11 protein-coding genes are annotated in these 13,223 nt (G+C 61.9%); 3 read left to right on the forward strand and 8 right to left on the reverse strand.

The window, feature by feature from the left end; genetic code table 11:
• Nucleotides 1-40 precede the first annotated feature (40 nt).
• Nucleotides 41-1,468, forward strand: coding sequence for a mechanosensitive ion channel domain-containing protein (locus AC1RMX_RS19770; RefSeq protein WP_493072800.1), 1,428 nt, complete (start codon nucleotides 41-43; stop codon nucleotides 1,466-1,468).
• A 58-nt stretch (nucleotides 1,469-1,526) separates the two neighbouring features.
• On the opposite strand, the gene ycaC is transcribed toward AC1RMX_RS19770, so the two are convergent.
• The 5 genes from ycaC to AC1RMX_RS19795 form a co-directional block, all read right to left on the reverse strand.
• Nucleotides 1,527-2,153, reverse strand: coding sequence for an isochorismate family cysteine hydrolase YcaC (gene ycaC, locus AC1RMX_RS19775; protein ID WP_096821302.1), 627 nt, complete (start codon nucleotides 2,151-2,153; stop codon nucleotides 1,527-1,529).
• 66 nt (nucleotides 2,154-2,219) lie between these two features.
• Nucleotides 2,220-4,064, reverse strand: coding sequence for an amidohydrolase (locus AC1RMX_RS19780; RefSeq protein WP_493072802.1), 1,845 nt, complete (start codon nucleotides 4,062-4,064; stop codon nucleotides 2,220-2,222).
• Nucleotides 4,065-4,109: 45 nt separating this feature from the next.
• Nucleotides 4,110-4,736 (reverse strand): antibiotic biosynthesis monooxygenase, encoded by a 627-nt coding sequence (locus AC1RMX_RS19785; RefSeq protein WP_493072803.1) that lies wholly within the window; start codon nucleotides 4,734-4,736, stop codon nucleotides 4,110-4,112.
• Nucleotides 4,729-5,145, reverse strand: a complete 417-nt coding sequence (locus AC1RMX_RS19790; protein ID WP_192560333.1) for a DoxX family protein — start codon at nucleotides 5,143-5,145, stop codon at nucleotides 4,729-4,731. Before AC1RMX_RS19790 ends, AC1RMX_RS19785 begins: the two co-directional genes overlap by 8 nt.
• A 258-nt stretch (nucleotides 5,146-5,403) precedes the next feature.
• On the reverse strand, nucleotides 5,404-6,324 hold the full coding sequence (locus AC1RMX_RS19795) for a LysR family transcriptional regulator (protein ID WP_457379324.1): 921 nt from the start codon (nucleotides 6,322-6,324) through the stop codon (nucleotides 5,404-5,406).
• Between the two features lie 209 nt (nucleotides 6,325-6,533).
• On the opposite strand from AC1RMX_RS19795, the gene AC1RMX_RS19800 reads away from it, so the two are divergent.
• Nucleotides 6,534-6,935 (forward strand): helix-turn-helix domain-containing protein, encoded by a 402-nt coding sequence (locus AC1RMX_RS19800; protein WP_096821297.1) that lies wholly within the window; start codon nucleotides 6,534-6,536, stop codon nucleotides 6,933-6,935.
• A gap of 7 nt (nucleotides 6,936-6,942) precedes the next feature.
• Here AC1RMX_RS19800 and AC1RMX_RS19805 read toward each other — a convergent pair whose 3' ends face one another.
• Entirely contained in the window at nucleotides 6,943-7,512 is a 570-nt protein-coding gene (locus tag AC1RMX_RS19805) for a flavodoxin family protein (RefSeq protein WP_096821296.1), read from the reverse strand.
• Between the two features lie 334 nt (nucleotides 7,513-7,846).
• Here AC1RMX_RS19805 and AC1RMX_RS19810 point away from each other — a divergent pair, with 334 nt between their 5' ends.
• Nucleotides 7,847-10,633 carry an ATP-binding protein gene (locus AC1RMX_RS19810; RefSeq protein ID WP_493072805.1) on the forward strand — a complete coding sequence of 929 codons (2,787 nt, stop codon included), beginning with the start codon at nucleotides 7,847-7,849 and terminating at the stop codon, nucleotides 10,631-10,633.
• Here the strand turns inward: AC1RMX_RS19810 and AC1RMX_RS19815 are convergent.
• Nucleotides 10,595-12,067 (reverse strand): ATP-binding protein, encoded by a 1,473-nt coding sequence (locus AC1RMX_RS19815; RefSeq protein ID WP_493072806.1) that lies wholly within the window; start codon nucleotides 12,065-12,067, stop codon nucleotides 10,595-10,597. The two genes, AC1RMX_RS19810 and AC1RMX_RS19815, sit on opposite strands and share 39 nt — an antisense overlap.
• Nucleotides 12,068-12,157: 90 nt before the next feature.
• The gene (locus AC1RMX_RS19820; protein WP_192560326.1) at nucleotides 12,158-13,108 is read right to left on the reverse strand and encodes a GlxA family transcriptional regulator; all 951 of its coding nucleotides are present in this window, start codon (nucleotides 13,106-13,108) and stop codon (nucleotides 12,158-12,160) included.
• Between the last annotated feature and the right edge of the window lie 115 nt (nucleotides 13,109-13,223).

The raw sequence follows: 13,223 nt of genomic DNA on the forward strand, positions 1-13,223 counted from the left end.
GGGTGTGGCGTTTTCTTTTGTGCCCGCCGGAGTTCACCTCATGAGCGTTTTTTCTGCCCACCTGCTGTCCTGGAGTGCCCTGCTGCTGGTGCTCGACGCCCTGCTCTGGCACCTCGCGCCGTTCAAGCATCGCGCGCAACGGGTCGGTGTGCGGCTGGTACTGTTTCTGGCCTTCAGCGCGCTGATCATCAATGCCGGCGTCAGCCCGTTGCAGGCGCCAGTCTTTGCCGATGATCAGGTAGCGCAACTGGGCGCGACGGCGCTGGGAATTTTCTGGTGGCTGTATGCCGCGCGGGCACTGACCGAAGTGATCGGCCTGATTCTGATGCGTCGCATCGGTCACAGCGGCCGGCTGTTGCAGGACGTGATCGGTGCGCTGGTATTTCTGGTGGCCATCGTCGCGGCCGCCGGTTATGTGCTGGAGCTGCCGGTGAAAGGCCTGCTCGCTACCTCCGGGGTGTTCGCCATCGTGGTCGGTCTGGCGCTGCAAAGCACCTTGAGCGACGTGTTCTCGGGCATCGTGCTCAACACCACCAAGCCGTATCAGGTCGACGATTTCGTGGTGATCGACGGCGTCGAAGGCAAAGTGCTCGACATCGACTGGCGCGCCACGCACCTGCTGACCAGCGCCGGCACCCTGGCCGTGGTGCCGAACTCGGTGGCGGCCAAGGCCAAGATCGTCAACCTCAGCCGCCCGAACAACCTGCACGGCGTGTCGATCAGCATCAAGGTGCCGAACCACATTCGCCCGCGCCGGGTACTCGACGCCCTCGACCGCACGCTGCAAGGCAGCAGCAGTCTGTTGCTGACGCCTGCGCCGAAAGCGGTACTCAAAGAGGCCGGCGAAGAAATGTCCGAATACGTGGCCAGTGGTTTTATCGCCGAGCTGGGCAAAAAGGCTGAAGTGCGCAATCAACTGTTCGACCTCGCCCATCGTCATCTCGAAGCGGCCGGTATTTCGCGGCACCCGGACGGCGTGATCGAACCTTCGACCCGCGCCCGCGCCTTGCTCGATGAAGTGAAAATCTTCCGCTCGCTCAGCCATGAAGAACGCGATCGCCTCGCCGAATCGATGGTCGCGCAGCAGTACAGCGCCGGGCAGGTTGTGCTGGATCTGAATGAAGTGCCGGACAAGCTGTTCGTGATCGCCACCGGCGTGGTCAGCGCCAGCGTGCCGGACGGTAATGGGTTCACCGAGGCCGGGCGCATGGGGCCGAGTGAGGTCATGGGCGAGCAGAGCATTCTGGCCGATACGCCTTCGCAGGCAACGTTTACGGCGTTGACGTCTTCGATCATTTATCGGCTCGACAAAAACCTGACCCGCCAGTGCATGGAACAGCGCGGCGAAGTCGGCCAAGCGTTGAACAAGTTGCAAGCGGTACGGCAGCAGAACAGTCGGTTGGCGTTGATGGCCCAGCCTTTGCCGGTTCGCAAGGGTGGGTTTCTGGGGTGGCTGCAAAAGCGCTGAGCCCTTTGCGACAGACAAAAAAATGCCCGCTCTTCAGCGGGCATTTTTCCTCAACCCATTACTTGGCAGTGAACTTGGTGTAGCTGTTGATCAGGTTGCGGTAGTTCGGCAGGCGATTCGACAGCAGATTCGCCAAACCTTCCATGTCGTTGCGCCAGTCGCCCTGCAGCTCGCAAGCCACGGAGAACCAGTTCAACAACTGAGCACCGGCCGCCGACATGCGCGCCCACGCTGCTTGCTGCACGGTTTCGTTGAAGGTGCCGGACGAGTCGGTCACCACAAACACTTCAAAACCTTCAGCCAGCGCCGACAGGGTCGGGAACGCCACGCAGACGTCAGTCACCACACCGGCGATGATCAGTTGCTTGCGGCCGGTGGCCTTGATGGCCTTGACGAAGTCTTCGTTGTCCCAGGCGTTGATCTGGCCTGGACGCTGAATGAACGGCGCGTCCGGGAATTGTTCGCGCAGTTCAGGCACGATCGGGCCGTTCGGACCGGCGTCGAAACTGGTGGTGAGGATGGTTGGCAGTTTGAAGAACTTGGCGATGTCGCCCAGCGCCAGCACGTTGTTCTTGAACTCGTTCGGCGAGAAATCCTGCACCAGCGAGATCAGGCCGGTCTGGTGGTCGACCAGCAGGACCACGGCATCGTCTTTGTTCAGGCGCTTGTAAGGAACGTTGCTCATTTGAAACTCCTCGGGTGGTGGTGAGGTGAAGCGCCGACCCCGGTGGCCGACGCTTTATTGCAAGACTCAGAAAGCGAAGCAGGAGCAGCCGAACGCACCCCAGAAACCGGCGAAATCGCTGACTGGCGCATTCGACATCCGGGCTTTTTCATGGCTGTGGGTATGCACGGCGCACGGGCCGCTGCACTGGTGCACCTGCGCCTGCAACGGCGAATTCGGGCGCCAGTGGCCCGGGACTTTCACCACTGGCGACCAGTCCGGCAGCACCGGCAATGCACGTGGACCGAGGTCTTCGAAGTCGCCGGCGGAATAAACGATCTTGCCGCCGACCACGGTCAGTACCGACTCGATCCACTTGATCGCCTCTTCCTCGACATGGAAGAAGTCCGCGCTCAGCGCTGCCAGATCCGCCAGTTGACCGACCTTGATCTGGCCCTTGCTGCCCTGTTCCGACGAGAACCAGGCGCTGCCGTGGGTGAACAGTTCCAGCGCGGTGGCGCGCGGCAAACCTTCTTCATACAGCGCCAGACCGCCAACGGTGCGACCGCTGACCATCCAGTACAGCGAAGTCCATGGGTTGTAGCTGGACACCCGCGTGGCATCGGTACCCGCGCCGACCGGTACGCCTTCGGCGAGCATGCGTTTGATCGGTGGCGTGGCTTCGGCGGCCTGCTTGCCGTAACGGTCGACGAAGTACTCACCCTGGAACGCCATGCGATCCTGGATCGCAATACCGCCACCCAATGCTTTCACCCGCTCGATGTTCTGCGGGGTGATGGTTTCCGCGTGGTCGAAGAACCATGGCAAACCGTTGAACGGAATGTCGCGGTTGACCTTCTCGAACACATCGAGCATGCGGCTGATGGATTCGTTATAGGTGGCGTGCAGACGGAACGGCCAGCGTTGCTCGACCAGGTGGCGCACCACCGGCTCCAGCTCCTGTTCCATGGTCTGCGGCAGGTCCGGGCGCGGTTCGAGGAAGTCTTCGAAGTCCGCTGCCGAGAACACCAGCATCTCGCCAGCGCCGTTGTGGCGCAGGAAGTCATCGCCCTGATGCAACTTGACGCTGCCGGTCCAGTTCTGGAAATCGGTCAGCTCTTCTTTCGGTTTCTGGGTGAACAGGTTGTAGGCGATACGCACGGTCAGTTGCTCATCCTTGGCCAACTGCTCGATCACCTGATAATCGTCCGGGTAGTTCTGAAAACCACCGCCGGCATCGATGGCGCTGGTCAGGCCGAGGCGATTGAGCTCGCGCATGAACTGGCGGGTCGAGTTGACCTGATATTCCAGCGGCAGCTTCGGCCCCTTGGCCAGCGTCGAGTACAGAATCATCGCGTTCGGCCGCGCCACCAGCATGCCGGTCGGGTTGCCATTGGCATCGCGCACGATCTCGCCGCCCGGCGGGTTTGGCGTGTCGCGGGTGTAGCCGGCAACGCGCAACGCAGCGCGGTTGAGCAACGCACGGTCATACAGGTGCAGGATGAACACCGGGGTGTCCGGCGCCGCCTGGTTGATTTCTTCGAGGGTCGGCATGCGTTTTTCGGCGAACTGGAATTCGTTCCAGCCACCAACCACGCGCACCCATTGCGGAGTCGGCGTGCGGTCAGCCTGATCCTTGAGCATGCGCAGCGCATCGGCCAGCGACGGCACTCCTTCCCAGCGCAATTCGAGGTTGTAGTTCAAACCGCCACGGATCAGGTGCAAGTGCGAGTCGTTGAGGCCGGGGATCACGCAGCGGCCCTTGAGGTCGACGACCTGGGTGCCGGCGCCGCGCAGGGCCATGGCTTGCGCATCATTGCCGACGACGGCGAAGCGGCCGTCCTTGATCGCCACGGCACTGGCGAGGGGTTTTGTGCGGTCTACGGTATGAAATTGGCCATTGAACAGAATCAGATCAGCGTTGGCGTTCATCGCAGTTCCTTCGATATTAGTGAAACGAAGCCCAGACCTGCCGGCTCAGCGCGGCGGGTTGGTGTTGGAATCCAGGTGTTCATGGGGCTGACTGGCTGTCAGCCACGGTGCGAACAGGCGGGTCGCGGCCGGCATGCAGACGTACACCACCGACAGCACGATGGTCAGGGTGATCAGGAACGTGGCGACCACGTAGTTGGACAGGAAGGCATTGAGTTGCAGCAGCGGCCCCCAGATCAGCGGCACCAGCAGGGTGTGCGGCAGAATCACGAACAACGTCACCACAGCCTGCTTCCAGCGCGGTGGCGGCGAGGCGGCATCGGCCAGCGGCGTGAACCAGAACTCGTTGGCCGCATTGACCTCGGTCTGGTCGCCGTCGGCGAGCATCGGCGCGGCTTCGTCGATCAACTTCTGACGCTGCGGCGAATCAAGCCAGCGCTGCATCGCTTCGGTCGAGCAATAACGCAGCACGCAGGTGAACAGCGCGAGACCACCCTGCTGGCTGCGCATCACGTCCACGCCCAGGTGCCCCTCTTCGCGCCCCGCCACGCTGACGATATTGCGCAGCCAGGCTTCGTACGGTTGTTCGAAACCGGCCTTGACCCGATGCTTGACGATCAGCGTCACGGTTTCTTCGGGTCCCGGGGGTTTCAGGGTCTGGGAATCAGGCATAACGGAGCACTCCGGGCAAACGAACATTGAGCGCCAGCCGTCCCGGCCCGGCGATCAGAACAGTGGTGAAGAGGATCAACAGCAACCAGCCGAACTGCCCTTCGGCCACACTCCATTGCGGATGCACGATCAGCAGCGCCACCAGCAGCACAAACAGAATAGGCAAGCACGCCAATCGCGCCAGCACCCCGGCGACGATCAGCAGCGGACAGAGGACTTCGGCGAAGATCGCCAGGATCAGCGTGAGGTGGGCACCGAGGTGGAACGGGTCTTCGATCAGTTGCAGCTGCGCGGTGAAGTCCAGCAGCTTGGGCAAGCCGTGGACGAACAGCAGAAACAACCCGCCGGAGACCCGCAGGAACAGCAGGCCGAGGTGTTGCGCCTGGTCATTGCGTTGTGCAGCGTTCATGGGCCCACCCTTGATCAATCATTGCAGGCAATGGTGCAACGATTGATCGGGGGGAAATTGGATGGGTGTGCTCTTTTTGGGAGAACACGCAGAACCCACGAACGACAAAAATTATTGTGGGAGCGAGCTTGCTGGCGATGGTGCTACATCAAACAACATGGATGCTGACTGACCCACCGCAATCGTCGGATCGCCGCCCGGAGCAAGCTCGCTCCCACAGGGTTATGAGGCGATGAACGAATTGTTTTTCAGGTCTTGTTACGCCGGTATATCCAGCGACACCGACATGAACTGACTGATCCGCGACCGCAGCCATTTCTCCGCCGGATCGTTGTCATGCACCCCGCTCCACGCCATCGACAGTTGCGCCGCATCAATCGGGAACGGCGGATCTTCAGCCCGCAACGCACACCCTTCCACCAACGCACACGCGGCGTAATCCGGCACGGTGGCGATCATCTCGGTACCCGCCAGCAGCGCACGCAAACCGCTGAACTGCGGCACCCCAAGCACCACGCGGCGGCTGCGGCCAACTTTGGCCAAATCCACGTCGATGTTGCCACTCAGGTCACCCGAGAACGACACCATCGCATGAGGCCGCTCGCAGTATTCGTCGAGGGTCAGCGGGCCCGGGCGGTTATCGCCGCGCAGAACCTTGCAGGGAATGTCGCGCAGTTTCTTGCGCTTGGCGTTGGCCGGCAGATCGGTGGTGTAGCTCACGCCGACGGAGATTTCCCCAGACGCCAACAGCGTCGGCATCAGCAGGTAGTTGGCGCGGCGTACCACGACCACGATCCCCGGCGCCTCTTCCTGCAACTGGCGCAGCAATGGCGGGAACAGACCGAACTCGGCGTCATCCGACAGGCCGATGCGGAACACGTCGCAACTGGTGGCCGGATCGAACTCCTTGGCCCGACTGACCGCGCCGGAAATCACGTCCATCGCCGGTTGCAGTTCCTGAAGAATCGCCAACGCCCGCGCCGTCGGCTCCATGCCGCGACCGTTGCGCAGCAGCAGCGGGTCGTCGAACAGATCGCGCAAGCGGCCCAGTGCCGCGCTCACCGCCGGTTGGCCCATGAACAGTTTCTCGGCGACGCGGGTCAGGTTCTTTTCGAACATCAGTGCTTCGAAAATCACCAGCAGGTTCATGTCGACGCGGCGCAGATCGTTTCGGTTCATGGGCGTGTTTTCCTTTTGGGCCAGGCGCAAGTGCTACGCACTTTACTTGATCGGCGGCCATTCGAAATCAGCTTTGGTAACGGAATTAACAACGTTTAACTCGTCAGCCTTCGCCCCTCGCCAAACAATGAATCCCTCTGCGCAGCGTTGTTTTATTGACCTGAGGGAAAGCGCTGACCGTGCCTTCCCCCCCGACACGGACATTGGCCATGGCTCATTCACAGCAAACCGTCGCCCTCGCCCCTGCCAGCGAACCCCGCAAGATCAACACCGGTGGCCTCAGCCCGCAGCGCGAACGCTTGGTGAAACAACTGATCCTCGAACGCCTCGGCGACAGCCTTGAAGTCACCGAACTGGCCAACGCCTGTGCACTGTCGCGCAGTCACTTTTCCCGGGCGTTCAAGTGCAGCACCGGGTACTCGCCGCAAGACTGGATCCGCGCCCAGCGCATTGCCCGGGCCAAACTGTTGATCCAGCACACCAACCACAGCCTCACGCAGATCAGCCTGGAATGCGGCTTCTGTGACCAGGCGCACTTCTGCCACATCTTCACCCGCAGCGAAGGGATCAATCCGTTTGCGTGGCGTTGTCAGGTCATGAAAAACCGCTGAGGCGGTGTCATTCCCGCGCCATCCGCTGAGCCAGCCGCGCCACCCGCTCGCCCAGGTGCGCGGCGGTTTGTTGGTCTTCCAGCGGCGGTGCCTGTTCGGGCGGTTGCTCGACCGAGGATTGGGACATGGCGCCGAGGGAGCTGCCGAGGCGATTCAATTGGCCATCGAAGGCACCAGCATGTGCACGTGCCGGCAACAGATCGAGCCCGACCCAGATCATCGAATGCTGGGCGGCGAACACCGCCAGTTGCAGCAGGGTATTGAGTTTGTCGCCACACAGGCTGCCGGAGTTGGTGAAGCCCGCCGCGAGTTTGTTGCGCCACGGCCGGGCAAGATAGAACGAGGCCGTGGCCTCCATGAACTGCTTGAACGCCGCCGAAGCGCTGCCCATGTAGGTCGGCGCGCCGAAGATGATGGCGTCGGCGCGGTGCAGGTCATCCCAGTGGGCTTCCACGTCTTCCACCGCCAGCAACAGGCAAGTGCTGCCCAGGTGGCGTTCCACACCCTGCGCCACAGCCTGGGCCATGACGCGGGTGTGCCCGTAGCCACTGTGATAGACCACCACTACCTTGCTCATCGCAGCGTCCTCCGGACGTATGCACTCCATTGCCTTGGAGTTTTGGCTCTAGAACGGGCGCGGACGAGTTAATCGTTGTTAATTTTTCCCGGCTGTCGGGCGAGCCGGCACAGGTTCCAGCCTTTAAATACAGTGATGTCAGCACCCGACACGGACAGACGCTCAAATGTCAGGTCTTCAAGCAAGTTGCGTTGACGCCCATTCCTGAAGAATATGCTCGGATACTGCGGATTAGACGGCTTGCATGCCCATCGAGTCGCTGTCCGACCACCCCGTCACGGTTTTTTCACCCTGTTCGGGTCAGGATCATAAAAAACATCGAAGGAGTGGGCGGTTGAGTCTTTCCCCGAATCAGGCCATCGGATTTGGCCCCTATCGGATCCACCCCGGCCAGCGACTGGTGCTTGAAGGCGACCAGCCTTTGCGCCTGGGCCGCCGCGCCATGGACATTCTGCTGATCCTGCTGGCCAACGCCGGCGAGGTCGTGAGCAAGCAGCAATTGATCGCCGAAATCTGGCCGGACAGCGTGGTGGAAGACATCAACCTGCGAGTGCACATGGCCGCCCTGCGCAAGGCTCTCGGCGACGGTCAGGCCGGGCAGCGCTACATCGTCACGGTGGCGCAGCGCGGTTACAGTTTCGTCGCGCCGATCCTGCTGCAATCCATCGAACAACGCCCCGCAACCGACCCCATCGGTCGGCACAACCTGCCATTGCGTCGTACGCGGATGATCGGTCGTCAGCCGGTGGTCGACAGCCTGATGACGCAACTGCCGCGCCAACGCTGCATCACCCTCGTTGGCCCCGGCGGCATCGGCAAGACCACCGTCGCCCTGCGCGTCGCCGAGCAACTGATCGGCCGTTATCGCGATGGCATTCGTCTGCTGGATCTGGCACCACTCAACGATCCCGGCTCGATCTGCTCGCACCTCGCCGCCCTGCTGGACCTTTCGCTGCATGACAGTGAACCGATGGCGTGCCTGATCAACAGCCTGCGCGAGCGCCAGATGCTGCTGGTGATCGATAACTGCGAGCACTTGATCGACGCCGTGGCACTGCTCAGCGAAAGCATTCTGCGTGGCGCGCCGCAGGTGCACATCCTGGCCACCAGCCGCGAAAGCCTGCGCGCCGAGGGCGAGTACGTGCAGCGTCTGGAATCCCTCGACTGTCCGCCGCCGATTGCGGTGCTGGACCGCGATCAGGCGATGGGATTTTCCGCGCTGCAGCTGTTCGTCGAACGGGCAATGGCCGCCCACGAACATTTCGAGCCAGGTAATGCCGATCTGCCCTCGATCGTCGAAATCTGTCGGCGGCTGGATGGCATCCCGCTGGCACTGGAACTGGCGGCCGCGCAGGTGGCGAGCCTTGGGCTGGACGGTGTGCTGAGTCAGCTTCAGGGAAGCTTGCCGGCGGGCAACCAGACTCAGCTCGGCCGACATGAAACCTTGCGTGCCACGCTGGACTGGAGCTTCAACCTGCTCAACGGCTGCGAACAGGCCGGTCTACGCCGACTGGGCGTGTTCAGTGGCGCGTTCACGCTGGAATCTGCGGCAGCGGTCATCGTCGGCCAGCACATCGAGCCCGGTGAAGTCTTCGCCTCGATCACGCAACTGGTCGCCAAGTCGTTGCTCAACGTCGAGGTCGGCGATGAAGAGGTGTTCTATCGCCTGCTCGACACCACCCGTCGCTATGCATTGGAAAAACTCGACCAGGCCGCCGAACTCGGCGAAACCCGTGAACGTCATGCCGAGCGCTGCCTGGCGTTGATGCATCAGGCCCAGGCCGATTGGGAGAACACGCCGACCGAGGTGTGGATCGAGCGCTACGCCCGTGGCCTCGAAGACCTGCGGGCGGCGCTGGAGTGGACGCTGAACGATGAAGGCTCGCGCCCGCTCGGCGTGCGCCTGACGGCGACTTCGGCGCCGTTGTGGCAAGAGTTGTCCCTGCTCAAAGAGTACGGCGTTCATGTGCGCCGGGCACTCGCGTTGCTGGCGTCATCCGACGAGCCCTGCCCGCGACTGGAAATCGCCTTGAAACTGGCCCTCGGCAGTGCCTGCTACCACACCTGGGGCGGCACCCCGGAAACCATCGAAGCCTTCGTCAGCGCCCGCCTACTGGCGCAACAGCACGACGACAAGGCCGGGCAATTGCGTGCGGTGTCCGGGCACATGGCGGTCAATCTCAGTTGCGGGCATTACCGGATGGCGCTGGAGCAGAGCGAGCAATTCGAAAGCCTCGGCCTGCACGGCGATGCGCAGTTGTCCCTGAGCACCCACCGTTTGCGGGTGCTCGCCCTGCATTACGCCGGCGATCAGCATCAGGCGCGAATCCATGCCGAACAAGTCATTCAGCGCATGGCCCACAGCGGCCACCTCAACCGCTTCACCCACGGTTTCGGCGTGCAATACGATCAGAGCGTTGCTTCGCTGACCGTTCTCGCACGGGTGTTGTGGCTGCAAGGATTTCCCGAGCAGGCCTGGCGCACGGCGCGGCAGGCGCTGGACATCGCGGTACAGATCAACCACGGCACCTCGATCTGCTACACCCTGGCACTCGCCTCGTGCCTGATCGCCCATTACAACGGCGACGGGCAAAACGCGCGCGCGTTGCTGCAACTGCTGCTCGAACAGGCGCAGAAACATTCGGTGCTGCTGTTCTACACGTGGGCGCGGCACTATGCGCAGGTGATCGACGCCGACAAGGCTCCCGCGATACCGCCCGCCGATAGCGGCCTGGTCAGGGAAATCATGGTCACACTGGACACCGGTTTCGTTGATGATGCCTTGCTCGAACGAGCACAAAGCGGCGCGGCTGGCTGGAGCACCGCGGAAATCCTGCGAGCTCGGGCCGAGCGATTGCTGGCCGCTGAATCGCCCTGCCATCACACCGTCGAAAGCGCCTTGCAGCAATCGCTTGTGATTGCGAAGACGCAAGGCGCCCTGGCCTGGGAACTGCGCAGTGCGACATCGCTGGCTCAGTTGTGGCAGCGCCAGTCGCGCTACCGCGAAGCACTGGAGTTACTGACACCGATCTACCAGCGCTTCACCGAAGGTTACGCCACCCCGGACTTGCGCAAGGTGCGCTTATTGCTCGACGAATTGCGCAGTCAGTTGCGGGCGTGAGTTCGATCGCGTGCGTCCCAGGTAACGCGCATGCCGACGCTCGACATCACCCAGCTCGCCGCCCTGCTCCAGTTGCTCACGGGCATAACGGCGAGTGGTGTTGAGCATTCGGTAACGCAGCGTCCCGCTGGATCGATCCACCGTCAGCAACGACTTGGCCGCCAACTGTTCAACGACAGCCACCATCGTCGAGGGTGGCAGTTGCACGCAACTGATCACGCCGATGGCGGCATCCAGCGTGAACGCCATTTTGAACACCGATAACCGCTGCAGCACGCGTTGTTCGTGCTCGCTCAAGCGTTGATAACTCCAGTCCAGCGCGGCCATCATCGACTGATGACGTGGCACGGCGGTCCGGCGGCCGTGACTCAAGACTTGCAGGCCGTTATCCAGCTGCGCCTGCAACCCGACCAGCGCCAGCGCGTCGATCTGCGCCGCCGCGAGTTCAATCGCCAGCGGAAGGCCGTCGAGTCGTCGACAGATATCGCGCACCGTTTCCAGATCCTGCTCACGCAGACAGAAGCCATGTTGACGGGCACGGGCGCGACTGACAAACAGTTGCACAGACGAATAACCCATGACTTCATCGACGCTGTTGAGCGCCGAAGTTTTAGGAATGGTGAGAGGTGGCAATGGCTGGAGGACTTCCAGGGCGAGACGCAACGGCTCGCGGCTGGTGGCCAGGATCGACAGATGGGGCGCTGCGTCGAGCAAAGTCTCCAGCAAGCCCCGGCAGGCTTCGTGCAGAGGGTCGCAGTTATCCAGCACCAGCAAAGCGTGGCGCGCCGCCAGTGTGGCGAAATCGATATCGAGGGTTTGCAAAAGATGATCGACGAGTGAGGTTTGCTCGTCGATCAGGGATAAATCCACCCGCCAGACGCCATCGCGAAAATGCTGCAGCAACAACTCCGCCGCTCTCAGCGCCACGGTGCTCTTGCCGACGCCGGCAGGTCCCGTCACCGTTATCAGTCGGGACAGCGGCAATTGCCGCACCAGACCACCGACCAATGAATCGCGGCCGGTGACAGGCGTCAGCCGTGCGGGCAGATTGTGCTGCGGAGCTTGCAGGCTTTCGAACACCACCTGGGCGACGCTGTCGCCGTGCACCGGTGCAACGAAGCTGTACCCGCATTGCGGCACATTGACGATGTAGCGCTGTCCGTTCTCGCCATCGCCCAGGGCCCGGCGCAACGCCGCGATGTGCACCCGCAGATTGATCTCCTCGACCACCGACGTTGGCCATACCAGCGCGATCAATTGCTCTTTGCTGACCACCCGGCCGGCACGCTCGACCAACACTTGCAGAATGTCCAGCGCACGACCGCCCATGCGCAGTTGCCGATCCCCTTCGAGGATCAGCCGTTGGCGCAAATGGAACGCGTACGGACCGAAATGCAGGACCGACGCCGAGTTCAATTCGTTGAGGCTGTTCATGTCCGTTATCTTGGCAGGCCACGATGACGGTACAACCGTCACACGGGGCGCAGCACGGACATCCGGGTGCGTGTAACGGACAGAATCGCTCTAGCTGAACTGTTCGCGATACTGGGCCGGGGTCAGCCCAAGCTTTTCGCCGAACAGAAAACGCATGTGGCGCACGCTGCCGAAACCACTTTTGTAGGCCACCGTCTTCAACGGCAGATCGCTGGTTTCCAGCAGATTGCGAGCGCAATCGATGCGCGCACTTTGCAGGAACTCCATGGGCGTCATGTTGACTTCGCGAGCGAACACCCGGGCGAAATGACGAGCGCTCATGTTCGCAAGGCTTGCCATGCGTTCGATGGTGAAGCTTTCTTCAAGGTGTTCCAGAACGTGATTCTGTACCCGGGTGATGGGCGTTTCCTGGGGCGAAACCGCCGCCATCAATGGACTGAATTGCGCCTGTCCGCCCTGACGCTTCATCACCACCAACAGCACTTTGGCCACGTCCTGGGCGAGTTTCTTGCCGTGATCGCGGGCCACCACTGCCAGTGCCAGATCGATGCCGGCCGTGACGCCGCCGGACGTGATCAGGTTTCGGTCCTCGACAAAGATCTGGTCGGTGGCGACATCCGCGTTCGGAAAACCCTTGATCAAGCGTTCGGTGTAATTCCAGTGGGTGGTCACGCGATAACCGTCGAGCAACCCGGCGTAACCCAACACAAAGGCCCCCGTGCAAATCGAACCGTAGCGCTCGGCACGGCCGACCGCACCTTGGAGCCAAGCCAGCAACGGCGGGCATTTTTCGTTGTAGGCCCCGGGACCGCCCGGCACCAACAGCAGGTCATAGCGATCACTGGCTTCGTCGATGTGCCGGTCTGTGTGCACCAGCACGCCGTTGGAGGCGCGCAGCGGCCCACGCTCAGTGCCCAGAAGCGTCAGTTGATAATGAGCGTCCGGCTTCAGGTATCGGTTGGCAACCGAAAACACTTCCAGCGGCCCGGCCATATCGAGCAGAAGAAACTCGGGAAACAACACCATTGCCACGGTTTTCATGAGCAGACATCACTGAAATCAATGAGCGGTTATAAGTTGCCGCATTATGGCCAAGTACAGCGCAAACGTTGAAAAAGAATGCGTGAACTGACTCACACAACTGTCAACCCTGAGG

It is taken from the genome of Pseudomonas sp. GW822-FHT03F04 (assembly GCF_058801405.1).

Bases quoted from the DNA above. Each gene is read 5' to 3' on its own strand.
- AC1RMX_RS19770 (WP_493072800.1), top strand. From the start codon at position 41: ATGAGCGTTTTTTCTGCCCACCTGCTGTCCTGGAGTGCCCTGCTGCTG.
- ycaC (WP_096821302.1), bottom strand. From the start codon at position 2,153: ATGAGCAACGTTCCTTACAAGCGCCTGAACAAAGACGATGCCGTGGTC.
- AC1RMX_RS19780 (WP_493072802.1), bottom strand. From the start codon at position 4,064: ATGAACGCCAACGCTGATCTGATTCTGTTCAATGGCCAATTTCATACC.
- AC1RMX_RS19785 (WP_493072803.1), bottom strand. From the start codon at position 4,736: ATGCCTGATTCCCAGACCCTGAAACCCCCGGGACCCGAAGAAACCGTG.
- AC1RMX_RS19790 (WP_192560333.1), bottom strand. From the start codon at position 5,145: ATGAACGCTGCACAACGCAATGACCAGGCGCAACACCTCGGCCTGCTG.
- AC1RMX_RS19795 (WP_457379324.1), bottom strand. From the start codon at position 6,324: ATGAACCGAAACGATCTGCGCCGCGTCGACATGAACCTGCTGGTGATT.
- AC1RMX_RS19800 (WP_096821297.1), top strand. From the start codon at position 6,534: ATGGCTCATTCACAGCAAACCGTCGCCCTCGCCCCTGCCAGCGAACCC.
- AC1RMX_RS19805 (WP_096821296.1), bottom strand. From the start codon at position 7,512: ATGAGCAAGGTAGTGGTGGTCTATCACAGTGGCTACGGGCACACCCGC.
- AC1RMX_RS19815 (WP_493072806.1), bottom strand. From the start codon at position 12,067: ATGAACAGCCTCAACGAATTGAACTCGGCGTCGGTCCTGCATTTCGGT.
- AC1RMX_RS19820 (WP_192560326.1), bottom strand. From the start codon at position 13,108: ATGAAAACCGTGGCAATGGTGTTGTTTCCCGAGTTTCTTCTGCTCGAT.